The sequence below is a fragment of the Pseudomonas cedrina subsp. cedrina genome, assembly GCF_001983175.1.
In the GTDB taxonomy this organism is placed as follows: domain Bacteria; phylum Pseudomonadota; class Gammaproteobacteria; order Pseudomonadales; family Pseudomonadaceae; genus Aquipseudomonas; species Aquipseudomonas cedrina.
Genome location: NZ_MNPW01000005.1, coordinates 35508 through 59898, shown reverse-complemented (window position 1 = coordinate 59898; position 24391 = coordinate 35508). Strand labels below are relative to the sequence as shown.

At 57.3% G+C, this 24391-nt stretch carries 16 protein-coding genes; all 16 read right to left on the bottom strand.

Annotation, left to right across the window (positions count from 1 at the left end):
* Nucleotides 1–7: 7 nt before the first annotated feature.
* The 16 genes from BLL36_RS11295 to pgaA all read right to left on the bottom strand — a co-directional run bounded on the left by BLL36_RS11295 (nt 8) and on the right by pgaA (nt 24038).
* Nucleotides 8–442: an RDD family protein gene (locus BLL36_RS11295; protein ID WP_076951512.1), complete on the bottom strand. Its 435-nt coding sequence runs from the start codon at nt 440–442 to the stop codon at nt 8–10.
* A 7-nt stretch (nt 443–449) separates the two neighbouring features.
* Nucleotides 450–1088, bottom strand: coding sequence for an RDD family protein (locus BLL36_RS11290; RefSeq protein WP_197678443.1), 639 nt, complete (start codon nt 1086–1088; stop codon nt 450–452).
* Nucleotides 1089–1197: 109 nt separating this feature from the next.
* A complete protein-coding gene (locus BLL36_RS30455) occupies nt 1198–1539 on the bottom strand; it encodes a hypothetical protein (RefSeq protein WP_076951510.1) in 342 nt (113 codons plus the stop codon).
* Nucleotides 1540–1831: 292 nt separating this feature from the next.
* The gene (locus tag BLL36_RS11275; RefSeq protein ID WP_130925909.1) at nt 1832–2650 is read right to left on the bottom strand and encodes a hypothetical protein; all 819 of its coding nucleotides are present in this window, start codon (nt 2648–2650) and stop codon (nt 1832–1834) included.
* A 162-nt stretch (nt 2651–2812) separates the two neighbouring features.
* The gene (locus BLL36_RS30450; RefSeq protein WP_130925908.1) at nt 2813–3355 is read right to left on the bottom strand and encodes a hypothetical protein; all 543 of its coding nucleotides are present in this window, start codon (nt 3353–3355) and stop codon (nt 2813–2815) included.
* A gap of 380 nt (nt 3356–3735) precedes the next feature.
* The gene (locus BLL36_RS11270; protein WP_231998938.1) at nt 3736–4107 is read right to left on the bottom strand and encodes an SMI1/KNR4 family protein; all 372 of its coding nucleotides are present in this window, start codon (nt 4105–4107) and stop codon (nt 3736–3738) included.
* Between the two features lie 123 nt (nt 4108–4230).
* Nucleotides 4231–4635 (bottom strand): hypothetical protein, encoded by a 405-nt coding sequence (locus tag BLL36_RS11265; RefSeq protein WP_076951507.1) that lies wholly within the window; start codon nt 4633–4635, stop codon nt 4231–4233.
* Between the two features lie 294 nt (nt 4636–4929).
* Nucleotides 4930–5148, bottom strand: a complete 219-nt coding sequence (locus tag BLL36_RS11260) for a hypothetical protein (RefSeq protein ID WP_076951506.1) — start codon at nt 5146–5148, stop codon at nt 4930–4932.
* Between the two features lie 242 nt (nt 5149–5390).
* Nucleotides 5391–5849: an SMI1/KNR4 family protein gene (locus BLL36_RS11255; RefSeq protein WP_076951505.1), complete on the bottom strand. Its 459-nt coding sequence runs from the start codon at nt 5847–5849 to the stop codon at nt 5391–5393.
* Nucleotides 5850–6525: 676 nt separating this feature from the next.
* Complete coding sequence (locus BLL36_RS11250) at nt 6526–6975, bottom strand: hypothetical protein (protein ID WP_076951504.1); 450 nt, start codon at nt 6973–6975, stop codon at nt 6526–6528.
* Between the two features lie 15 nt (nt 6976–6990).
* Complete coding sequence (locus BLL36_RS11245; RefSeq protein ID WP_231998937.1) at nt 6991–15594, bottom strand: two-partner secretion domain-containing protein; 8604 nt, start codon at nt 15592–15594, stop codon at nt 6991–6993.
* Between the two features lie 28 nt (nt 15595–15622).
* On the bottom strand, nt 15623–17347 hold the full coding sequence (locus tag BLL36_RS11240; protein ID WP_076951503.1) for a ShlB/FhaC/HecB family hemolysin secretion/activation protein: 1725 nt from the start codon (nt 17345–17347) through the stop codon (nt 15623–15625).
* A 366-nt stretch (nt 17348–17713) separates the two neighbouring features.
* The gene (pgaD, locus tag BLL36_RS11235; protein ID WP_076951502.1) at nt 17714–18196 is read right to left on the bottom strand and encodes a poly-beta-1,6-N-acetyl-D-glucosamine biosynthesis protein PgaD; all 483 of its coding nucleotides are present in this window, start codon (nt 18194–18196) and stop codon (nt 17714–17716) included.
* A gap of 2 nt (nt 18197–18198) precedes the next feature.
* The gene (gene pgaC, locus BLL36_RS11230; protein WP_076951501.1) at nt 18199–19539 is read right to left on the bottom strand and encodes a poly-beta-1,6-N-acetyl-D-glucosamine synthase; all 1341 of its coding nucleotides are present in this window, start codon (nt 19537–19539) and stop codon (nt 18199–18201) included.
* 2 nt (nt 19540–19541) lie between these two features.
* On the bottom strand, nt 19542–21545 hold the full coding sequence (pgaB, locus tag BLL36_RS11225; protein ID WP_076951500.1) for a poly-beta-1,6-N-acetyl-D-glucosamine N-deacetylase PgaB: 2004 nt from the start codon (nt 21543–21545) through the stop codon (nt 19542–19544).
* A 12-nt stretch (nt 21546–21557) separates the two neighbouring features.
* A complete protein-coding gene (gene pgaA / locus BLL36_RS11220; RefSeq protein WP_076951499.1) occupies nt 21558–24038 on the bottom strand; it encodes a poly-beta-1,6 N-acetyl-D-glucosamine export porin PgaA in 2481 nt (826 codons plus the stop codon).
* Between the last annotated feature and the right edge of the window lie 353 nt (nt 24039–24391).

The following is a 24391-nucleotide window of genomic DNA, read 5'->3' as shown; positions in this document are numbered from 1 at the left end:
GCCCTGCTCATGTGTTGATCACAATCGTCTTGGCCAACATATCGCCCAGGCGACGACGCAACCCGAACAGCACGAAAAAACCGTCCAGCACACTGAAGAGCATCTTCGGAAAATTGCGCAGTAACGACTGGAACAACGTGCAGTTCGTGGGGTACGGATAACCCACCACAGCCGTGCGGCATACCCGCTTACCCAGGCTCTGGCCATTGGGCAAGGCATCGCAGAACAGGTAGTACCCGAAGGCCAGAAACAACAGCACATAGTGGAGGCCATAAAAAAAACCACGGCCTGCCACCGAGTGCAAATACACATAGGCGTAGCCCGGCATGTAGCTCAAAAACAGCAAAAAAAACACCACGACCATATCGATGAAATAGCCGAACAGCCGCCTGAACGGGCTGGCAAGGTCCCAGTTTTGTGTAGCCGATACTGAATCGTTCATAACGTACTTATCCCCTGCCGTTGTCATAAATATCCGCAAGGCTGCGAACGCCCGTCAAATTGCCGGTCTGGATCACAATGGTCTTGGCGAACATATCCCCCAGACGCGTCCGCGACTCCATGAATATCCACACCCAATCGATAATCACCAGCGCCCCGGCATTGCGGGTGAATGACTGGGAGATGCTGCAACCTTTACGGGTTTTGCGATCCACGGTTGCAATGCTCAACAGGCGCTTGCCCAGGCTCTGGCCGTTGGGCAGCGCATCGGCCAGCAGGAAGTAGGCAAACGCCGCAAAAAACGCGGCGAGAAAGCCAGCCTTGGGCGTCACCGCCGGCACGTAGGCAGACAACACGCCGACGCAGAATTTGACGATGAAAAAGATAAGAGCTGCGATGGCGCAGTCGATGAGCCGAGCGGCCAGGCGCCGGCCGATACTGGCCAGGATTGTCGGGCGTTTTGCGGCGTTGTTTGCATCCATGCGGTATTGCTCCAGCTCAAAAGGTTTATGCCTGTTTTTGACTGGGCGCAGATCGGCTCCCTGCCTTTTCAATTTTATTTCTGTACTGACCGCTGGCCGGGAGTACCTGCGCCAGCGCTGCTTGAAAGCCTTATGGGAAAGTCGTCCCAATGCGCGCTCGCTCATTCGAGAACCAGATGCCGGTGACCTTGCCCACCACATCCTCAACCGCGACTTGGCCCATGAAGCGGCTGTCGTTGCTGTTATAGCGAACTGGTGGCAACCCATCATATTATCAGTCGTTTGGCCAAGAAATATCGTTAGAGTTTAACCATGCTATTCGATGTGATTTAACTAGAGGATTTTTAAAAAAATCTTCAACCGCTAACCATGCTATTTTCGGCTGTATAAAAGAACCAGCAGGAACAAATTGGTCCTCCCCAAAGTCTTTAACCTGATTCATTTTTTGTTGATCGCCTACTGAGTAATATTCTGCCCCTCTGCGTCCACCAGCAGCCCTGAAGTTGTATCTTACAGAAATGCCGAGCTCTTTGTTCTCCAAAACGGCCAGCTCAGACTTGTCGTCTTTGTCATTGATAAAGCTAAAAACTCCATCGCCGCACCCCTTCTGCCACATCGAAGGTTGATAGTTTAAAAAAAGCCAGCATAAAACTGCAGGTCTGGATTTGCATCGACATCATGATCTAGAAAAATACATTTGAAATCAGACATTTCAACCTCTACCGAGCTAGAGCCAACAGGAACTCTTTGGTCATTTTTAATTACCACACTTACAGTATCAATCTTCATCTCTTGCATTAATTCATCAAAGAGGGGACAGATTTATTTAATAGCTTACCGACCAACGCTACACCTAAATAAATCAGTCAGCTTTATCCTGATCCCTTAACCCCGATTTCCCTTCATTTTTAATATGCCCCAGCATCCAAATCCGCAATGGACAACCAGTAGGCGACAACCGCGTCAAACGCCTTATCATCGGCGCGTTCCTGCAACGCAACCAGTGCCTGCCGTGCATCGGCGATGGACCAGCCGGTGGAGTTCAAGGTCAGCCATGCGCAGTCAAGGCGTCCCGCTTGCATGAAATCCTCGAACAACGGCTTTTTTTCGCGTTCAGGATCAAACCAAGCGGGCAATTCCACGCCTTTCGGCACCGGCATGTGCTTGTCGACCACTTCAAAATAGCAGCTGCTTTCCCACCAGCCAGGAGCTGGGTCGAACGGGTTCGGAAAGTTTCCGGTGTAACGGTTTGCACCGTCAGAAATACTAGCCAGTGGCGTCAACGTCTTGAACGGTTCGACGTTGGCGAAGCCTTTGGAATCGTCACCACTTTTCAACGACTGCGCATCCAATGCGTCCAGGCAACCAAGCCCCACCGCCTTGGCGAACTGCTCAAGTTCGGGCGTGACGCCCTCCTCAAGACTCATCGACATCATCGCGAGCACGCCCATCAGTTGCGCAGGCGTGCAGGCGATCTCTACGGTCATTCCGTCGCTGCCAACGGACATTTTTACGAAGGTGGGTTCACGATCAACAAACCAGTGCTTCCAGTACCCGATATAGGTAGGCCAAGATCCGTCACTCCATATCGGGATCAACGCAGGTGGAAACACATACCACTCGGCAGGGGCTTGCAGCGTGCAGATGGGCGTGCCGATGCTTCCATCGGCGCATGCTACCAGCGTGTCGGGTAAGCCCAGTGCTTCTAAGGCCGCTTTGACGTTCATGCCATCACCGGTTTGGCACCAAAAGCATTAAAGGGAACATATTATTAATAGCCTACCGATCAGCGTCATACCTAAATAAATCCGTCCCTTTTTATATAAATAAATCCGTCCCCTTTTATATAAATAACCCCCCCGCGACCTAGAGCCGATTTTACTTTTCTTTCAAAAGGTTACATAAACCCCTTTATTTTCGTCTATGGCCTGCTCAAGCATTCTTTTAAACTCTCTAAGAACTTCAAGCGCATCATATGGGACTTTTTCTTCAATCTCTAAAACTTTACTGAGACTTACACCCACTTCATTTTCAGATTGAAAATAAGAACCCATTTTTCCAGGATCAAAGAATACATCCTCCGAGCCTATCGGAACGCCTAAAAAGGGTGAGGAGCTTAATTTATCTTTATCAGAAAGTAGTTCTTGAATAATACTCCACCATGAACCCAATCCTCGGTCATCAGCAGGCGAATAGTACTTTGTAAGTGCAAAATCCCCATACTGATGAACATCATTGATCTCAATCATATCTTCCCAACTATCATCTAAGGCAACGCCCTCGTACGGGTCAACTAATGATCGTTTATTAGAAATAATAAAATCCCGCAATTGATCGACTTCTCCCGAGAGCAAACAGCGCTCCAACAACGGCTTAAGCTCACGACCAAAGCCATCAATATCAAAAATAAATGCTTTATGCTCATAACTCATAATTTAGGCTCTCTGATTTTATGGCAAAAATTCATTTGGCGAGTGTAAATCTGTTCTTACAGCCACGCCAGTTTTAGGGTCATATCGCTGTATACCTATTGTTTGCGGCAAAACCCCCTCTCTTTGCCTAAACGCCTCAATAAACCTAATTATCTCTTGTCTATCCTTCGCGATCGGACGGCCTAACGGCTTATCATCCACAACAAGCCTACGATCAAAGTTAGCCGCATCAGGAACGGCTTTTTGAAGATTTGCTCAACAATTAAAGGGGACAGATTTATTAATAGCCTACCGATTAGCGTCACACTTAAACAAATCCGCCCCCTTTATCCCTTTATCCCACATACACTCATTCAAAGAAAAACCTTGTCTGACCCCGATTACTCTTGCTCCGCACGCCAATCGACATAACCTTTTACCTCAATTAATTGATTGAGGATGAAGCTTGAGAAGTTATCGGCCAGCACCCTGACCTCATCGATCTCCGAATCAATCTCTACTATCGACCAGTTATTGCCTGCATCAAAAGCATAAAGTACACCATCGGAAGTACCAGCAAAAACATACATCCGACTATACGCATCCACCTCACATCCGGCGATGGCCGCGTATTTATCTGGACCGTCTTCTATATAAAGCGCGCTGTCTAAATCGCCAAACCCGAAGGTGCCTAGAAACGCCAGATAGTCAGCGGGGACGCTGTCGCGGTCAGCTGCATCGACCCCACTCAATATGGGTTCACGATCAGTCAAGCAACTCCCGTAATCACCCTCATAACGTTCAGCAGACCTGATATGGTTGATGAGTTCGAGAATTTTAAGTGCGTTTCCCATTATCATTTTCCGAATGAAAGCGTGGCCTGACCCCGATTCCCCTCAACTACCGCTTTGATTCAGAACATTTATCTCGCGCCAGTAAATACTCCCTGGTAAAGCCTGACGTTGATTAAACATGGAAAAAACTTCAATCACATCATCAATATTAAACCACTCATCTTTTTTTAGTGGAACACGGCCTGCACTAAACGACAGCAAGGCTCCATCTTCAAAGTTAGTACTGGAACTTGAATGATAACCTCTAAACAGCTTTTTACTTTTAGCGTCATACCTTTCTATAAAACAAGTAAATCTGCCTCCAGCCACTTGTACATAGTTTCCGTCATCGTCAGTGATGCATGCGAAAGAGCTAGGGCCATAGCTTTTTAATTTTTTCAGCGTTTTTATAAGCTGCGCTTGGCTAGCACCAACTATTACAGGACTGTTTTCGGCTTCGAGCTTCATATTTACCACCGTCACGGCACATAGACTGTTGTAGCGCTTTCGATGACTTGACCATTTAGCCGTCCTTTCCCTTGCGCCCCAAACTTATTAACAAAGTAATCGGTAAATTCTTGATAGCCGGTCTTGTTAGCGGTTCCGCTTTTCCATTAGAACTTAAATGTTCAGCGAACTCATTTGGCCTTAATGTTCCCGAATTAAAAGGGGCAGATCTATCTAATTACCTACTGATCAGCGTCACATTTAAATAAAATCCGTCCCTATACAAAAGCTTAACTACTTTTATTAAATGAAAAATCAACGGATATTAAAAAACCATAAAACGAAACCTAGAACAATTCCGGCACCAGCCATTTTTAAATAAAGCGGCACATTTTCTTTTATAAGCACAATAAAGTCCTCGCCACCACTCAGCCAATACCCGGCAATCTGAAAGAACACACACATAAACAAAAGACCGAACGCGCAGGCACAAGGAAAATAAATAGCGACCCACCAAGTTTCATTTTTTTTCATTGCTGCCTTCTTCTTCAAATAGAAATCAGCTCCACTATTGAAAATCCTAAAAATACAGAGTCACTCATTAACGGAGATAGATCTATTAATAGTTTACCGTCAAGCGAAACACTTAAAAAGATCCGCCCTCTTTTTCTTTACACCAACTAACCCGCGCAGTTGCAGATGTAGCCGGCACTTCAACTGCACCAGTCGCTTTTGCCCCAGGTCTTTCTCAACCTTTTTAAACGCATAATTATTATTCAACTGAGAGAAATTATTCTTTTCTCTAAGAAATCGATAAAATTTTTCGCATACAAACTAGAAATTTGATTAGAAAGATTAAGTCTATAAACAGGATACTCCCCATCATTAAGTCCATCATCCGTGGCAAAACAAAATGATTCCCCTGCACCCGGCGGCTCACAGATAAACAGCCTCTCCTTCCCACACAACCCATTTCGACCGTTGACGATTGACATATAAACGATATCGCCACCCCTTACACTATCAAAATTCATTTCGGAGATACTATAAATCTCCTCCCCAGATATTTCCCCGCCAGAATAATACTTCAGCCACCATTTATAGCTATCAGGCAATTTCAACCCGAGACGAGTTTCAGCTTTATGAATCCACTCATTAGCAATACCGTCACCATAATCGGCAAATTCAACGAAATCCGACTCTTTAATAAGATTAATTATTCTTGAATAATCCACGGCTAATTACTCCCGGCTCCGAGCCCACAACTTCCAACAATCCGACTGATAAGAGTTAAACTCTTTAGCCTCAATAAGTGAAAATAATAAACTAATTTTTAAAGAGCGCAACATTGCCAGATCAGCTCCACTGACACCCAAACAAGAACGCTGCCTGAGCCCAACTACCTTTTTACTCTTTTCAGTGTATGTACGTCACTTAAACTTCCTTACTAAAGCCCAATACAAATCCTAATACAATTAGAGCGGTATATGACTTACCTGCCTGATGCTTGGCCCGTGCTGTGGATTCACTGATTGGTTCTATCGCGCATTTTTTGCACGAAACCAGGATTTACAATAAAAAATTAAAGGGACCAGATTTGTTTAATCGCCTACCGATCAGCGTCACACTAAATAAATCCGTCCCCTTTATATGTCATAGCTAATTTTTGCAGACTCAGCACAATGGAAAAAAGGGGGAAGTATTTACCAAACACGTCTAGCAATGTCGTTGCCTTTGAAGGGGAGAGTCTTGTCTTCTCTGCATTCCCAACGCCTTGCTAAAAATTTTAAACAGCTGAAATAAAAATCTAGTTTTTAAAGAGCGTAATACTTCCAGTACTTTCTAGCCCGCTGTTTACTCAAACAAAAAAGTGGTCTGCACCTGAACCCCGCCCCCTTTATCCAGCTCAATTTAGTCCAAAGCCGTTTCGATCTCTTGTCTTAAAAAGCGCGGAGCCGGCGTAATTGCATAACGCTGTGCGATTTCAAAAGGGTCGACAACTTTTGCTTTAACCCCTTCAATTGAAAAATCGCCGACTACGTATTTGGCAAAAGACGGCGACAATGGATCATCATCAAGTAACCAGCAGCCATCAAACAGGGAAATCAAGTACTCGCCGATGTAATATCCGATACGAGTAACAAACCACACCCTATTTTCCTCACTGATAACAGCGTGTTGAAATCCATCATCCAGTAGAGGTAAAAACTTTTTTGGCTCAATCAATACTTCATGCGGCTGATCAAATCCTAAACTTTCACAGAATTTATGCAGCACTGGCATACGCTCTGATTTAAATGCCGCAAATCCAGCAGCGCGTCGGTCCAGCAGCATGTCGGGCGTATCGCCAGTGTTTGCCATTGCCTACCTCAATAATTAATTATGAATAATTACGTCAATTTTGTTCAGCTTCAGAATTCTCGAAAGATTTTCTGCTGGTGGTGCTTCTAAAAATATCCATCTGGGTTGATAACCCTTCACAACATCTCGAAGATAAAGATCTTTCTCAATCTGATCGTAGAGTTTTCCTGTCAACGGTACTTCATTCAATTTTCCTGTAGCAGTTATACCTCGCTGGTATGTTTTCACCTCATTAGCGGAAATAATACTGTTCTGCATATCGACAGGCGCATCGACATAACGCCCGCCCGTACCAGGCACAGGATAGTAACGCTGGCCTGTTGAACCGTAAAGTTGCTGGATATACGTCTCTCCGGCCTCCCATTTTTCCCGCCCAGTCAGATTACGAACATCGTCCAATGTGAATGATTTCGCCGGACTGTCCGTCAGCAAGAGTGGCTGGCTGACATTTTTGTCATAAGACCTGATTGAACTGGCACCACCTGGCTCAACCACCTTCATGACGTCATCGCTGACCGTCACTACGCTACCCTTCGGTACGATCACACCGGTTTTCAGCGTGACATCACCCGTGAGTCGAACGGTGGTGTTAGGTTGGATAACCGGGCTTTCAACAAATTGCGCGCCACCCCTGAGCGTGAAGTTCTGCTCAGGGACGAGCGTCAGCTCAGTTTTTAAGCTTTTCGAACCCGAAGTGGCTTTCTCCGCTTCGGCAATGACTGTTTTGCCCGCAGAACTGAAAACCACGCCGACCAGACCCAGGCTGTTCAAGATAGCTTGCGAGCCCCACAGCACACGCTGCTCGGTGGTTTGCTCGCCCAACAGACGCGTTCCACCGAAAGCCGTGTAGGTCTGGCAGCCGATACTGATAGGCCCCATTCCGCCGCATCCAGCGGCAACCAGCTCGTCCGATCTTGCTTTGAGGAGGCGTGTCGTCTCTTTATCCGATGCGGTCTGATCGGCGCCGCCCGCGATGGCTTGTGCGTTAGTAGCCGGTTGCAGGGCCCATTCATCACCTAGGTCAGTTTTGATGACCTTGTTCGTGACAACGCAATATCCATTGCCCGAGACGGCACACGACACAACTTTGCCTGGGCTGACTACGTCTTCTATCGTAGGGATGAAATCAGTCGCTTCAAAACGGTCGTTCTGCAGGACGCTGCTGCCTTTTTTCCTCAGCGCATCAATATCGTCGGCCAGCCCCATACAATTTGCTGTTGCAGCAGCATCACCACTACAGTTGGCCTTATATTGCTGCTGCTTTTTATCGAGTAACGGCCTTTCCAGAATACTCAGTTGGTTATTTTCAACAGCGTTCTTCCCAACCTGAGCCGCTGCCACCGCATCCAATGCGCCCTTGCCGGACAACGATCCGGAAAGACCACCTGCCAACGTCGCGAGACTAGAGATTGTCTGCTTTTGCCCTTCAGACAGGTTTTCGTTACTGACATCGCCATACATGCTTTCCTTGATCAGCCGCGCGGTTCCCTCCGCAGCGACAGCACCCACTGCACCCGAGAGCGCTGAGTTACCGCCAGCTTTGGCTAGAACGGCACCCAACACGGCGTGAGCCATCAGGTTGGCGTCGGGGTCGTCATCGGTCATCTTCTTGACCGTCTGCGCCAGATACGGCGCCGCCGCCCCCGCCAACGCACCACCAACGCTGCCACCCATCGCCGCTTGCACCACGGCTGTCACCGCCTGGCTGGCTTTTTGGAAGCTGCTGCCTACGCCGTAATCCTGTTGGGCACGCTGGCTGATCTGAGCCTGTGTCGGGTTGGCGATACCGTCTTCAATCAGCTTCTGCCGCGTGGCTTTGTTGACGTCGCTGTTGGGGTCGTTTGCGGCCTTGATCCTGGCATCGGCAATGGCATCGCCAATGCCCTTGGTCAGCTCCATCGAGCTTTTGAGCAGGTCCATGCGCTCTTGCATGGCCTTTTCATCTGGCTTGTCGAGGCGCTGGTTGGCGTTGGCGGTGTCGCGGTTCAGACCGACCAGATCACTGGCGCCAGCAGGGTTGCGCACTACGATTGTGCCTTCGCTTACCGCACTGCGTGTGTGGCTGTGGTCCGAGTCGTTGAGCGCCATGCCATACAAGGGACCTGGCTTGAGTGTCCCCACCCCACCACCGTAAGAACCGGAGACGCTCACGCCTGCCGATTGGCTCTTGATCTCGCTCTTGTTCTTGATGTCGCTGACCAGCAGGCGATCCGTGCTGAGGCGGTTCTTGTCAGCGCTGGCTTCACTGGCAATCACCGCGCCTTGCAGGGTGGTGGTCTTGCCGACATTGATGTCGTAGCCGTCTTTACCGGCAAAGAAACCGCTCTGGTCGGTCACCGCCTGGTAGTCGCTGTTCATTTTCGACGCCGCCAGGTTCGCGGACGCGGAGACGGTGGAGCCTAGGCAGAACGGAGGAATACAGATGCTCGCGCCAAAACCGGCGCTGTTCTGCTTGCTCTTGGACGTCTCGGAGTCCTGGCGCGACAGGATGTTGAGGTTGCCGCCGATGTCGGCATCAATGCGATCAGCACGCACCTGGGCCCCGATCAGGCTGGTGTCCTGGCCGCTGCGCAGTACCAGCGAGCCGGTGTCCAGGGTGGTGTTGACCTGGGTGACGGAGCTACCCGAACCCAGGTTTTTGGCGATTTGCGCGCCCAAGTCGAGAGTGAAGCCGTTTTGCTCACCGATATTGAAACTGACGCCGATGGCCGTCCTGTTGCGCGAGCCGTCGTTTTTGCGATCAGTGGTGTTCTGTGCGCTTTGCATCAGGATGTTGTTTTTCGCGGACAGCAGGGTGTCGCCTGCTTTCAGCGTACTGCCGGTGATCAACAGATCCCCTGCGGTACCCGGCGCATCGCCCGCCGCGATGATCGACAGTTTCCCGCCGGCGTTCAGGCTGCTCTGGTGGGCGGTTTGCGCCGCATACTCGTTGCTGCTTTTGGTGCGGGTGTTGGCCAGCTCGGTGCCAATCTTGATCATCGAACCGGAGGAACCACCACTGGTGTCGTCATTGCCGTTGATTTTATTAGCAAGGTCGCCCATCTGATTATTAAGGTTGTAGGCCGCCAATGCCGCCTGGGCGATCTTCACGGCCTTCAACCGTGGGTCGTCGGCACTGCGTGACGCCTTGGCTGCATCGCGCATGCTGGTGGCGGTGTCGACGATCATGCCACCCACTACACGCCCAACCGCCAAGCTCTTGGAACTGTCCTTACTGGTCTGACTGGCCGTCTCCATCCCTGAAGTAACGGTGACATCAGCCCCGCTCAACTCCATGTTCTTGGTGCTCACCAAATCACTGGCCACCACCTTCAACTCACGCCCCGCCGTCAGCGACACGTTGCCCGCGCTGGAGCCAATGGTGCTGCCGGTCAAGGTCATTTCATTGGCCGTGCCGTTGTGTTTGGAGCTGTTGATGTAGAGCTTCTGGTTGCCGGTCATGTCGTCCAGACCGAGCTTGTTGCCGGTCAGCACGCCGGTGAGGTCGCGGTTCTTCTCCTTGTGCATGTCGGTGCGGGCGAAGGTGTTTTGCGCCGCGTCGATGGTCAGGTCGCGGCCGGCTTGCACGGCGAGGTCGCCGGTGCTGACCAGGTTGGAACCGGTGACCGTGGCGTCGCGCTTGGCGGCGACGGTGACGGTTTCGCCGGAGACCATGCTGCCCAGGGCGGTGGTGCGTTTTTCGTCGACTTTGTCCTGGACTTTGCTCGACTTGAGGCCGCCCCAGCTGCTTTTGCTTTCCTTGCGTTCGTGGCGGGCGCTGTCGGAGTTAGTGACGGCGAGGATGCTCACGTCCTGGCCGGCCGCCAGTTGCGTGGCGCCTTTTTCGGCGGTGACGGCGCTGCCGGCCAGCAGCAGGTTTTCACCGGCCACGACGGTGCTGTTTGTGCCGGCGCTGACGAGGCTGCCGACGTTGTTAACGGCGCTGGTTTCGTCGAGGCGGAATTTCTTGCCCTGGGAGGTTTTCTTGGTCTTGCTGTAGAAGCTGTAGTCCTGGTTTGCAGCGGCCTTGAGGTCGAGGTTTTTGCCGGATACCAGGTACGCTTCGTTGCCGGCGTTGACCTGGCTGGCAACCAATTGCAGGTTCTGCCCGGCGCTCAGGGTGGCGTCGCCGCCGGCCTTGATCACGCTGGAGACTTGCTGCACGTGGTCCTCGATGCTCTTGACCTTTTTCGAGTTGGACGTCGAATGCTGCTCGTTGGCTGCCGCGATGGCGTTGAGGTCGCGGGTGGCAATCAGGTTGACGTCGCGTTTGGCCTCGACCTGGCTGGCCACGGCGCTGATGTCGCGCCCGCCAACCACGTGCAGGTCGCGGCCGGCCTCGACCACGGAGCCTTGCTGGGCGATGGTGGTGAAGTTCGAGCGGGTGCCGATGGCGCCGCTGTCGAGGCTCTTCGAGGCGGTGATGTTGACGTCGCCTTTGGCTTGGACGGCCATATCGGCGCCACTTTTGAGCACGCCGCCGACGTTGTTGAAGTTGCCGCCAGCTTTCAGCGCCAGGTCGTTGGCCGATTCGATGCGCGCGGCGCTGTCGACGAAGTCGCTGCGCTCGGTGCGGTAGCTGCTGGCGCTTTCGTGGGTGGTGACGCTGCGTTCGTTGAGCAGGTCGGCGCCGGCCGCGAGGTTGACGTTGCCCGCGCTGATCACACCGCCCGCGCGGTTGCTGAGGTTGTCGCCAGCCAGTACATCGAGGCGGCCGCCGGCTTGCATCAAACCGCTATTGGCCAGGTTGCCGCCGACGTTGGCCAACAGGCTGCCGGTGGCGCGCAAGGTGCCGGCGTTATTCAGGTTACTGCCGGTGATCAGGTTGACGTCGCTGCCGGTAATCAGCGCACCATTCGGTGCCAGGCGGTTGTTTGCCTGGGCCAGGTACAGCACCGGTACCAGCACCTCCTGCCCGGCGACGGTGGCGTTTTCCAGCCACACGATGTCGTGGGTCAGGGCCGCGACTTGTTCGGCGGTGAGGCTGACGCCCACCGACAGGTTGAGTGCGGTTTTGCTGCTGATGGCGTTGTCCATCAGGTGCTTGAACAGGTCGGCGTCGCTGGTCTGGCCATCGATGAAGCGCTGGCCGGTACGGGCGAGCACGGCTTGCTGGATCAGGCGCTGTTCGTAGAAGCCATCACCGAGACGACGTTGTGCGGTCTCGGGGTCGTAGCCGAGCCGGGTCAGCATGTAGTCCGAGCCGAGGAACTGGCGCATGTCGGTGAACAGCGGGTTGGTTTCGATCAGGTATTTGTGCGGGCTGGCCGCGAACTGGCTGGTGGGCAGGCCGGTGGCACCCTTGCCATCGTTGAGGTGGAACAGGCTGTTCTGCCCGGTGGGCAGGTCGAAGCCAGGCAGGCTCAGTGGGTTGACCTGTTGCTGGGTGAGGTCGGGTGGCAATTGCGAGTTGAGTTTGACCTCGGTCGAGAAGCCCGGCTTGGTGGTGTTGGCGCCACTGCCGACGTAGGTGTAGCCACGGTTCACGACACTGTTATCGATGCCGTTCTGGGCGTGTACGTCCACGGCACCGCCGGCCTGAATCACGGCGGCGTAGCTCTGGTCCGGCACCATCAGTTGAGTGGTTTTGCTCAGGTCAGTCTTTTCGCTTTCCATCTTGCCGATGAACGAAGCCAGGCCGGCTTCGACACCGTCCATGTTCTGGCCCGCCGCATAGCGCTGGGTGAACGCCGCCGCCTCGCGGTACCAGCCGCCCGGCTTGCGCTCACGCGCCGAGGTAAAGATACGGTCGTACTGGGTGTCGTGGGTCACCAGGCCGACGTTGCTCAGTTGGTTGACGCGCACGGTCATGGCGCCGCCGGCGGCAATGCTACTGCTGCTGTTGAGCAGATCACCGCCGCTCAGCAGCATGTCGCCGCCCGAGGTGATGCTGGAAGCGGGCGTGGCGTCGCTGACGATAAAGTGATCACGCACGGTGATCTGGAACGGATGGTTCTGCTTGCCGCCGTCGCAGTCGCCACCGGTCACGTACTTGATACAGGCCGTGGGGGTGATGGACGCGCTGTAGATCCCGGACTCGGTGTTGAGCACAGTACGGATATTCTGGATCGTGCTGGCGGCCAGGATCAGGTTGCGCTCGCTTTCGATCGTGCCCGAGCTGTTGATGATGCTGGTGGCCGCCGTGCCCTGGCCGTCGCGGTCGACGCGCAGGTTGCCCATGGCGTAGAGCGTGGCGCCGAGGTTTTTCAGGCGGTCCACGCGCAGGTTCATGTCGCCGCCGCTGAAGATCAGGCCGTGGTCGTTGAGCAGGTTGTCTACGGTCAGGTCGAGGCTGCCCTGGCTGGCGACAGCACCGCCAACGCTCCAGTCCAGGCCTTTGCCGACCAGGCTACGGGTGCCGAGCAATTGGCCGGTGGCGGTCTGTTTCAGGTTGTCGACGTTGACAGTCAGGCGCCCGGCCTGGATCGCGGTGCTGTTGGTCCAGTTGGTTTTGTCGAGGGTCAGGTCGCCGTTGGTGACCAGGCTGCCGCCCACGTCATCCAGGCTGATGCCGCTCAGGTCGAGCACGCCGGTGCCCACGTGCAACACCTTGCCGCCGGTGTTCTGGAAGGTGTTTGCGGCGAGGCTCAGCTGGTCGTTGGCGGTGTCCAGGCTACCGCTGTTGTTCAGCACGCCGCCGATGGCGTAGCGGGTCTTGCCTGTGGTGCCCAGGGCGCGCATCTGGCCGCTGTTGGTCAGGCCGGCGCTCTCGACATCGAGGGTCGTGGCGCTTTCGATCAGGCCACGGTTGGTCAGGGTGCCGCGCAGGTTGACGTCGATGCGGTTGCCGGCGATCTCGCCGCCGTTATCGACATTGACCCCGGTAAGGCTCACGCCGCTGCCGGCGAACAGTGCGCCGTTGCCGTTATTGAAGTTGATCGCGTCAACCACTGCGTTACCGGCTTTGGCGGCGATGCGCCCACCGTTGTTATCGAGGGTACCGGCGGTGATGTTCAGGCCGCCCTGCTCGCTGTGGATCAAGCCGTCGGCGCCGTTTTGCAGCAGGCCCGTCGTGGTGATTGCCAGCCCACCGTTGGCGGCCAGGGTGCCTTTGTTCTGGTTATCGATGCTGTTGGCGAACAGTGTCAGCAGGCCCTGGCTGGCGAGCTTGCCGCCCTGGTTGTCGATGTGGGCGGCGCGTTGCACCAGCAGCGGCCCGACACTCGCCAGCTTGCCGTTGCGGTTGATCAGGTCGCCGAGCAGGTCCAGGGTGATCGAGCCGCCACCGGTGAGGTTGCCGGCGCTGTTGTCGAGGCGGTTGCCGTGCAGGGTAAACGCGCCGGTGCTGTCGATGATGCCGCCCTGGCTGTTGTCCAGCAGGCCGCTGACCGTGAGGGTTTGCGCACCGTCGCTGAGCAGTTGGCCTTTGTTGCGGTTGTCGACGTTGTCGGCGGTGATGTTCAGCGCCTGCCTGGCGCTCAGTGTGCCGCCCTGGTTATCCACTTGGGTGGCGGTGGCGGTGAGGGTGCGATTGGCGATCACGGTGCCGGTGTTGCTGATGTTCTGGCCGTCCAGTTGCACGTCGCCAACGGCGTTGCGCGTGTTGTCGGCGTTGACCCCGGCTTCGATGATGCCGGTGTTGGTCAGTTGGCCGTTGCTGGCCAGGGTGATGCTGTCGCGCGCGGCGAGGGTCTTGCTGTTCTTCAGCGTGCCCTTGGTCGTCTGCGCCTTGAGGCGCGTGCCGGCGTAAACCGCGCCCTTGGTTTCCAGGCTCGCGGCCTTGATATCCACCGCGCCGCTGGCGGCCGCCTGGGCCATGCTCAAGTGGCCGTTGGCGTCGAGCTGGATATCGCCGCCACTGGCCGCCAAGGTGCCGTCGAGCTTCACGCCCACGCCGGCTTCGGTGCCCACCAGTTTGATCGCGCCGGCGTACATGCCGCCCAGGGCCGAGGAGTCGATGGCCAGTTCCGGCTTGGCGCTGCCGTCGTCGGCGCGCACGGTGGTTTTCAGGCTTTGGGCATCGACGTCATTGCGCCCGGCAATCACGGTGAGCTGACGCGCGTTGATCTTGGCGTTGATCTTGGCGGTACGCGTGATGATTTCGAAACGGTCGACGTTGCTGGCGTTCAAGCCCTGGCCGTCGATGGTTACCGCGCCGCCATCCACTTGGTAGTGGTCGAGGCGGCCGACTTTGTCGATGACCGGTTTACCGGTGGTCAGGGTGACATTCGGCGTGTTGATGAACCCACAGCCGTTGCAACTGATGCCGTAAGGGTTGGCCACGATGACTTTGGCCGACTGCCCCGCCACTTCGGTGTAGCCGCGCAACTGGCTGGGGCTGCCACCGTTGACTTCGTTGAGGATGACGTTCGCCGCGCCGCCCTTGAGGTTCGGGTTGCCGACGATGATCCCGCCCAGTTGGGTGCTCTGCACCGCGCCCGTGGCGTTGTTGAGGATCACGCCATTGGGGCCGACGTTGTAGTCCTTGAACTGGTTATGGGACAGGCCGCTGCCATTGGGCGTTGCGATGTTCACCACCGGCACGCCGTTGCCTGCCTGGCCGAGCGTGGTGCCCGGGCCGCTGACCGCAATACCGTCGGCCTGGGCCAGCAGCGGCTGCCAGAACAGTGCGTTGGCCAGGATCAGGGCGAGGCCGCGTTGGGTCAGGCTTTTCAGGGCGGTTGCAGGGCGAGCGTCCATATTCAAGATCTCAGGGCAGCGGTGTTGATTACAGGAAGAAATCCAGGCGGAAATAGATCGGCGCTTCGCGCTCGGTCACCACGCCAGGTCGCTCCAGGGAATGGGCAAAGGTCACGCTGGTGCTGACGTTTTTACCGCGCGCGAACAACTCCAGGGAGTTACTCGACACGCGACCATGCTGGTCATCGTTGTAGCGATCGTTGCTGATCACGCCTTGGTCATAACCGACGCTGGCGCCGTATTCGGCGAAGGCCGGGCGCATCCAGTCGAGGGTTACCGGGCGCGCCCAGCGCACTTCGTTGCGCCAGTAGCCGCCGCTGTCGCCGTTCAGTTGCTGGTCCTTGAAGCCGCGCACCGAGTAAGAGCCACCCAGGCTCATGCGTTGCGCGGGGTACAGCACGTCTTCACTGCGCTGCCCGGTGGCGAGGCTGGAAAAACTCAGCGACTCGCCCCACAACGTGAAGGGCTGCAGGTAGCTCATCGTGGCGGTGTATTTGCGATAGCGCGGGGTCGCCGTGAGGTTGCCGTTGGCATCCCGCACCTGCTGGTCGCTTTGCGCGTCAAAGGCGCCAATGCCGTTTTGCATGCCCACGTCCAGGTTGACGAAGGCATTGCCGATGCGTCGACCGTGGGTGATGCCGACCTGAAATTCACTGAGGCGGTTGCTGCTGGTCGCCAGCCGCGAGTCGAGCAGGTAGTTGTTGGTGCGCAGGTGAGTCAGGCCGACGTTGACCGACGTCTTGCTCACCTCGTCGCGATGGATCACCCGCTCGGCCCGCAGTTGATGGTTCTGGCTGTCGCCATTCTGCTTGACCTTTAGGTCGTCCAGCATGAGGAAGGTGCGGTATTCGCTCTCGCTGTAGGTGTAACTGAAATTCCACCAGCCCCACGGCAGGTTGTAATAGAACATGCTGCTGTTGGAGGTTTTCTGATGGTCGCTGATGGCGTCGTGGCCACCGCGCAAAATCAGCTGATCGGCCAGGCCCAGCGGGCTGTCCCACTCCAGGCCCGCGCCCCATTGTTGTTCGCCGGTGCTCTTCTGGCCGTCGTTGTTGCGTGACAGGCTGGCGCGCCAGGGCTTTTGCGGCACGTTCTTGACCCGTACTTCACTGCCGCCGATCTGGCTGCCAGGGGTCAGCTCCATTTGCGCCTGCTTGGAAGGCAAACGGCTGAGCTGGTCGACCAATTGCTCGATTTCCCGCAGGTTAAGCGCTCCGCCGACGTCGCCGGGAAACGCCATGGCCAGCTCGCGGTCGGTCAGGTTGCTGCCTTGCGCGCCCTTCAAGCCTTCGAGCTTGCCTTCCACCACCAGCACCTGCAGGTGGCCGCTGGAAAGGTCTTGCTGCGGCAAATAGGCACGACTGGTGACATGGCCCTTGGCGATGTAATAGTCGGTGATGACCTTGAGCAGCTCATTGAGCTGTGGAACGCCCAGGCACTGGCCGATATAAGGTTTGAGCAGCAGGGTGCGGTCGCCGGCGGACAGACTGTCGGCGCCCTTGAGTTCGATGTCTTTGATCGGGAAGCAACGGGTGTCGGCGGGTGTGGCCGGGGCCTGGGACTGATCGCCTTTGCCGGGCAAGTCCTGGAGTTCGTCCAGACGCCGCCGCTGCTCTTCCAGGAGGCGGTTCTGGCGGTCGCGAATCAGGTCCTGATCCCCAGGCGTAGGGGCGGCCGTGGCGCTGTTCAGGCTCATATAAGCGAGCATGAAAGTGCACAGCAGGTACCGGGTCCGTGGCAATAAAAAAGACATATTCGATCCATCGAAGATCAGGGGCCGGCAAACTAGCATCGAACTTCCGATAACTCAAAAAACAGAGTTAGTTGGATTCTCGCACTAGATACTCGTGTAACCCATTGATTAATAATGAATAAAAACAACCAAGAAGATACTCGGCCTGTCATTGGAAGTATTCTTCCGACAAGCGGCAGCACTGTTGATCGGTATTCATCATAGAACTTATAATTTGCCATTATTTGGCCATCAAGTTCTTGCTGAGATAAGTTAGTACCGAAAAAAGCAGAAAAGTTCGCGAGGGTTTTGTGAATTGGGTCGCATTTACCGGATTGAACAAGATCATTCCCACATTGCATGGGAACGATCTTCCAGTGCTGTTCCTTAGCTGGCGTCTTTGTTCTGGACGTTGCCCGGCACCAGGGTGAGCCCCGGTTTTTCCACATCGCGCGAGACATGGGACGTCACTTGCGCCACACCGCCCTCATCGTCGTTATGGATCACCAGCACACCCGGCCGGCGCAACTGCTCAAGGTCACCGTCAGCGAGGCTGAAGCTCTCGCTCAGGTGCTGGTCGCTGAGCGCCTTGGCCTCGGCGCGGCGCTGGGCAAACTTGCGACCACGACGTTGCTGGTAGCGCGCCCAGCTGATCAGGATGATGGCGTTGAACACCGCGATCCACAGGTAGATCTGCAGGGTGTTGAGCGCGGCGAAAATAGGCGCCTCGAATCGAGGGCCACCGTGGGTCTGCAATATCGAGTTGATCCCGCGCGCCAGCAACCAGATCAAGCCGGCCCAGGCCATCAGGGTCAACAGCACATCGATGACCCACATCACGGAACGTTGGCGAGTTCTGACCAGTTTCATGATCACGCCTCCTCACTGAGCGGTTTGATTCCGCGATCCGGGCTGACCCAGCGTGCGCGCTTCTGGTGTTGGTTGAACAACACCTTGGGAAAACTGACCAGCGTGGTAAACAGGCTGACCAGCCAGAACACCATGGGGTACCACACCGTCCAGAACAGGGTTTTCCACAGGTCTTTTTCGTAGCGGCGGTCGATCAGGATGCTCACCGCAAACTGCAACAGGCAGACCATCGCCAATACCAACCCGGTAAAGGCCGGCGGCATCAGCGAGTCGACGGCAATCGCTTGTGGCAGCGGGACGAATTTGCCCACGCCCCAGAAGATCACCGACAGCATGAAGGTGAAGGCCCAGCCGGTGGACAGGCAGTATTCGAACAAGAGCGGCCACAGGTAGCGATGACGCCATTGCCAGATACCGCGGATGTTCTTGAACAGCACTTCGGCGCCGCCCTGGGCCCAGCGCAAACGCTGCTTCCACAGGCCTGCGACGGTTTCGGGCATGAGGATCCAGCACAGGGCGCGCGGCTCGTAGAAGATGCTCCAGTGATCGAGCTGCAGCTTCCAACTGACATCGATGTCTTCGGTGATCATGTCGGTGCTCCAGTAGTCGATGCGATCCAGCGCCTTTTTACGGAACGCCACCACCACACCGGACACCGTGAAGATCCGCCCGACGACCCGCTGAGTGCGCTTGATCAGGCCGATGATCGACGAGAACTCGCCGACCTGCACCCGACCGATCAGGGTCGAGCGCGTGCGAATGCGTGGGTTGCCGGTCACGGCGCCCAGGCGCGGGTTGTCGAGCATCGGCGCCACCATGTAGGCCGCGGCGTTTTTATCCAGCAGCGCATCACCGTCGATGCACACCAGGTATTCGCTGCGCGCGGCCACGGCGCCCATGCGCAAGGCGACTGCCTTGCCCTGGTTCTGCGCCAGGTGCAGCACGCGCAGACGCGGGTGCTGCAAAGCCAGGGCATCGAGGACGGCCGCCGTGTTATCGGAGGAGCCGTCGTTGACAGCGATCACTTCGATGTTCGGGTACACCTGGGCCAGCGCGGCCTCCATGGTGTCGGCGACGTTATCCCCTTCGTTGTAGCAAGGGATGATGATCGAGATCAGCGGGTTGCCGGCCAGGGTCGGCGCCGGCGTGTCTTCTTCCCAGGGCCAGTGGCGCTCCCAGTGCAGCCAGAAGTACAAGCCGCCTGCGATCCACAACCCCGACATGAACAGCGGGTAGAAGAAGACGAAGTCCATCAGGAACTGCCCGGTGACCAGGAAGATCAGGCCCAGGGGCACGCCCAATACCAGTGCCAGCACGCATATAGCCAGGATTCTGTCGAACATGGTCAAGGGTTCCATTGGTTGGAAAGGGCCGGACGCACAGTCTTCAGGTCCGGGGAGTTTTCCAGGAAGTTGTCCGGGTAATAACCAAAACTCGTAACCCCCTGGCGCTTGAGCACGTTCATCCATTGCGCCAACTGCGCACCGCTGATATCGGGCGCGGCCTTGGTGCGCCAGTCTTTGGCTTGCAGTTCGAACACCGTGCGTTCCAGCGCGCCGGGGCGCTGTTTGACCGTGGCCACGAGTTTTTCCAGCCAGGCGTCGGAGTTGGCCAATGCCTGGCCCTCCATCAACGGCATGGCCATTGGCGCGGTCCAGTCGTAGGTCTGGAGGAAATCGTCAAGGTTCTGCGCGAACCAGGCTTCGCTGCCGGGGTTGAGCATCGGCTCGGCGAAGAGATTGCGTGCCGTGAGTATTTGCGGGCCACGGATGGCGCGGAACTTGGCGGTCAACTCCTTGGTGAAGTCGATCAGGTAGCGGCTCTTGAAGCGGGTCCAGCGCTGCATCACGGCAGGGTCGGCACGCAGGGCGGCGATGTTGTCCGGCAGGCCCTGGGCGGCGTAGGCCTTGAGTGCAGCGGGGCTGGCGTCTTCAAAGTCGCTCAGCTTGGCATCATCGTGGTACAGCACGCCGTCGACACCACTGTTACCGGAGCTCGCCAGGTCCTGGTAGATCTCGCCGATCATCTGCCGCACTTTCGGATCGAACGGCGACAGGCGCTTGTAATCATCCGGATCGGTGCCCACCTTGCCGGTTTGCGGGTCCCAGCGTGTTACGCGCGGCAATGTGCGGTCGAGGTCGAAACTCAGCACCGGCATCCACGCAAATACGCTGGCACGGGCCCGGGTATGCAATTGCCAGGCGACTCGGTTGAACAGGTCGGCGCGCATCGGCAGGTGACGGTTGGGGAAGTACAGCGAACGCACCAGGCCATCACCCGTGGGGTCGGCGTAGGCTTGCAGGAACACCGTCGGCGAGCCCATGTCCACCACACGCTGCACCAGCACGTCGAGGTTGCGCGCTTGTTGCGCCGGGTCGGCGTCGTAGACGTGGTCCAGGTCCACATGGATGACGCGCATCGGCGCCTTGGCCTGCACCGAGACGATGCTACTGGCGAAGTGCTCGCCGTCCGGATCGGAGTCCACCAGGAAGCGCGGGCTGTTCATCAACTTGTTCGAGTCGTCGAGGCCGTCGTCCAGAGTCAGCGCCATTTCATAGCCCTGCTCACCCACCACGGCCAGGGAAGTGCCGTCGGCCGCGCCATACGGCCATACCCACACGCGGGGCGCCTTGCCGGTGACGGCGCGGATCTTGTTTGAGATCGCGACCACGTCAGCGCGCATCCGCGCCTGGAACTGCGCCTCGGTTTCATAGCTATTGGTCGCCGGATCGAAGCGGCGCGTGGTGGCGGCCGGCTCCAGGTTGCCCTGGGGGTTGGCCAGGATGCCCTTGTGATTGGCGTCGGTGTGGGCGGCAATTTCCACCAGGCCGGAGCGCGACACTTCACGGATCTGCTGCCAGGTGAGGAACTCGCCCCGTGGCCGCGGCATGCCGGCGAAGTCCACCGGCTGGTTCAGCGGCGTGTCGATCCAGGAACCGACCGGCGCGAGCACGGCCGGCCAGTTATAGGCGCGCAGAATCGGCATCACGCGGGTGTAGAAACTCGAATAACCGTCGTCGAAGCTGAGCATCACAGCCTTGGGCGGCAGCGGCGGCCCACCCCGGCGCGCGGCGAGGATCTGGTCCACGCTGACCGCCTGATAGCCGTTCTCCCGCAGCCAGGCCAACTGTTCGATCAAACGCTCGGTGCGCACCGCCACCACCGCCTGGTCGGGGTCGTTATCACTGACATCGTGGTAGGCGATGCCCAGGAAATGATTTTTCGGCCACGGCGCTTCGTTGGCCTGTATCGGGCGCTCGGCGGGTGGCGTGAATGGCGCGGGTTGCTGGGCGCAAGCGCTGGCCAGCAATACGCCCAGGACCAGCAGACAACGGCTGAGAAGGGTCATGATCAGGCTCTTTTAAAAACGGTAAGTGAGGTCGACGAGCAGGCGCAGATCGCGTTCGCGATCGCCGTCATACGTGCGGCTGACCAGGCTCAGGTTGGCGCCGGCTTCGAGTACGTCGTTCCAGCGAATACGCTGGCCGTAGCCGATCAAGCCGACACCGCCGCTGGAGTAATCCTGCTGGCGATAAGTCCCCGCACCGACCTGGAACTGCTGACTCCACTGGGTCTCGTAGCGGTGATAAAGCACATGGTTGACGTTGACGGTGGGCATCACGCCGAAGTCCGACTTCGGGTTGAAATAAGCCGTGTCTTCTTTGCTGTTGCGGCTGGCGCTGACCTCAAGGCCCAGTTCCACTTGCACCTTGGGCGAGCTGTAGATGCCCTCGCGGCCGGTGAGCAAGGCTTCGACGCGGTCGTTGCCGTCGCTGAAATGGGACGGGCTCACGGCCAGTCTCCACTCACGGCTTTCATTGGCGCGCCAGCGGATAAAACCGCTGCCGCCGTTGGCCGTGACGTCAGCATTCAGCGCGCGCAACGGGGTGGTCGCCGCGAGGTAGTCGAGGCTGCCGCCGTATTGCCAGTGGTCGTTGATGTCGCGGGCAATCGACACGCGCGCGCCTTGCTTGGCGCCAAAGCCGTAGGAATGGTTGGAGACCTCGGCTTCGAGGGTCATGTCACGGGTTCGCCGTTCCACGCCCACGCGCTGCCAACGGTGATGACCGGTGCCTTCGGCAAACTCGGCGGTGCCGTAGCCGGCGCCGGCGAACAGGCGCCAGTCTTCGTCGATGGGCGGCGTGTAGATCACGCTTTCAATGCCCCAGTCACGGCTGCCGGTTATTGCGCCGCTCTCCTCGTTATTGCTGCCGCCGAAGCTTTTGCCGGTGTAGGCCTCGACGCGGACTTCAGCCATGTCGTGCACTTTGCGCAGGCGATCGAGGCGCTGGACCTGGCGGTTTTCCGGGGCGCGGGCGACCACGTCATCGGCGAGCAGGTCGAGTTGACGCCACTCCTGCAGGTCCAAAGCGGTGAAGCCTTGGGACATTTCCACGCCGATGTCGCGCGGGCTCTGGTTTTCGGTTTCCTTGAGTGACGCTTCGGCGCGTCTTGGCCATTCGCGGGCACGGTACATCTCGGCCTGCGCCAAACGCACGCCGATGCTGCCTGGGGCTTTGTTGCCCAGGGTTTCCAGGCTTTCTTCGCTGGTCTCCAGGTCATCGCCATAGGTTCCGGCCTGGGCCGCCAACTGCTGGGCGTCCATCCACTCGTCGTTGGGGTTGCCGATGGGCAGGCCCTTGAGCTCAACCCGGGGCTTCTCGGTGCGGGCCAGGTTATCGGCGACCGCGCGCGCCTCGGCCACCTGGTCGTTTTCCAGCAAGGCGTAGAACAGGGCGGAGCTGTCTTTGACATGATCGCCCGGGTCGGCATCCGCAGCGGTCACCGCCTGGCGATACAGCGGGGCGGCTTTTTCCGGCAAGCGCTGGTCGAGGTAGGCGGCAGCGACCCAGCGCACGGCGTAGGTCGGCAATTGCACGCCTTCGGCCTTGAGGGCTTCGTACTCGCGAATCACCTCAACGGTGCGCGCACGCGCCTTGAGCGCGCCGAGGCGGTCGATGCGCCAGATCATCACGTCGCCCTGGGCGCTGGCGTCCGGGGTCCAGCGGGCGAGCAGTCGGTCGTAGTCCGCGAGCGCGCGGTCAGCGATCACAAAGCGTTCTTTCTCGGTACGCGTGGCGAACTCGGCCATGCGCACGCGCTCGGCGGCCAGGTCGCCTTCGAGGCGACGCTGGGTGACGGCATCGATCAGCCCCGGGCGCTGGGCCGACAGGCGCAAGGCGGCTTCCGGCAGGCGGGCCTTTTGCAGGGCAACGAGGTATTCGCGGGCAACTTCGGGCTTGTCGCCGGCGCGGATAAAGGCCTGGTCGAACTCAAACAGGGCGTCATAGTTCGAACCCGCACGGGTCAGGGCGTAGCCCAGGGCCATGCGCCGGTTCGGGTCATCGGGCTTGGCGGCGACCAGCGCGCGGGTGCGCTGTACGGCTTCAGTGGCTTTGCCTGAATCGGCCTGGGTAAGGGCCAGGCCCAGTTGCAGGTCGAGATTGTTCGGTTCACGCAGCAGCGCCTTGCGGTAGACCGTCTCGGCCTGCGCCCACTTTTGTTGGTCGCGGTAGGCACGCGCGACGGTGGCCAGCGCCTGGGCGTTCAAATTGCGATTCTGGCCCTGCGCCTCGTACACCTTCAGCACTTCGGCATCCTGGCCGGCCCAGCCGGCGATCACCAGGTGGTCGCTGATCTGGCCTGGCGTCTGGCGCTCGGCGGGCAGTTGGCGCAGTTGAGTAAGGGCGGGCGTGAAGTTGCCGTTGCGCGCCTGGATGATCAGGGCGTCATAGGCCGGGTCGGCCATCGCAAAGGTGGGCATTAGCAACTGGCTGCACAAGGCTGCTCCGATGAGCAGTCGCAACCGGCCTGATGCACTGAGTGGTGGGTTTGGCAACATATCGTCGGCTTCCTTACAAGGAAAGCTGTAACGATGGGTGAGCCTGAGCGGTGCGCATCAGGGTGTCGGCGTCTCGTGACCCGACCTAGCTTTCCTGGGGGAACTATCCCTTAGCGGAGAAAGGGGGAGGGAGATTCAGAACAATTGTTCAGAATTGCTCAAGGTTGCACTGCAATGCGTGCAAGGGCACAAAAACCAGTGTGGGAGCTGGCTTGCCTGCGATGGCGTCAGGTCAGCCGGCATCTCTGTTGCTGAACCACCGCTACACAGCATGGGTATCTACACATCTTTGTAGTGAGCGGGCTTGTCGAATCGTCGCACCGCCCGCGCTGGGTGGCGAAGCCGCCCCAATA

Excerpts from the sequence above, each read along its gene's own strand:
- BLL36_RS11245 (WP_231998937.1), bottom strand. The coding sequence starts at position 15,594 with ATGGACGCTCGCCCTGCAACCGCCCTGAAAAGCCTGACCCAACGCGGC.
- BLL36_RS30455 (WP_076951510.1), bottom strand. The coding sequence starts at position 1,539 with ATGTGGCAGAAGGGGTGCGGCGATGGAGTTTTTAGCTTTATCAATGAC.
- pgaC (WP_076951501.1), bottom strand. The coding sequence starts at position 19,539 with ATGTTCGACAGAATCCTGGCTATATGCGTGCTGGCACTGGTATTGGGC.
- BLL36_RS30450 (WP_130925908.1), bottom strand. The coding sequence starts at position 3,355 with ATGAGTTATGAGCATAAAGCATTTATTTTTGATATTGATGGCTTTGGT.
- pgaA (WP_076951499.1), bottom strand. The coding sequence starts at position 24,038 with ATGTTGCCAAACCCACCACTCAGTGCATCAGGCCGGTTGCGACTGCTC.
- BLL36_RS11240 (WP_076951503.1), bottom strand. The coding sequence starts at position 17,347 with ATGTCTTTTTTATTGCCACGGACCCGGTACCTGCTGTGCACTTTCATG.
- BLL36_RS11250 (WP_076951504.1), bottom strand. The coding sequence starts at position 6,975 with ATGGCAAACACTGGCGATACGCCCGACATGCTGCTGGACCGACGCGCT.
- BLL36_RS11290 (WP_197678443.1), bottom strand. The coding sequence starts at position 1,088 with ATGAGCGAGCGCGCATTGGGACGACTTTCCCATAAGGCTTTCAAGCAG.
- BLL36_RS11275 (WP_130925909.1), bottom strand. The coding sequence starts at position 2,650 with ATGAACGTCAAAGCGGCCTTAGAAGCACTGGGCTTACCCGACACGCTG.
- BLL36_RS11295 (WP_076951512.1), bottom strand. The coding sequence starts at position 442 with ATGAACGATTCAGTATCGGCTACACAAAACTGGGACCTTGCCAGCCCG.
- BLL36_RS11265 (WP_076951507.1), bottom strand. The coding sequence starts at position 4,635 with ATGAAGCTCGAAGCCGAAAACAGTCCTGTAATAGTTGGTGCTAGCCAA.
- pgaB (WP_076951500.1), bottom strand. The coding sequence starts at position 21,545 with ATGACCCTTCTCAGCCGTTGTCTGCTGGTCCTGGGCGTATTGCTGGCC.
- pgaD (WP_076951502.1), bottom strand. The coding sequence starts at position 18,196 with ATGAAACTGGTCAGAACTCGCCAACGTTCCGTGATGTGGGTCATCGAT.
- BLL36_RS11260 (WP_076951506.1), bottom strand. The coding sequence starts at position 5,148 with ATGAAAAAAAATGAAACTTGGTGGGTCGCTATTTATTTTCCTTGTGCC.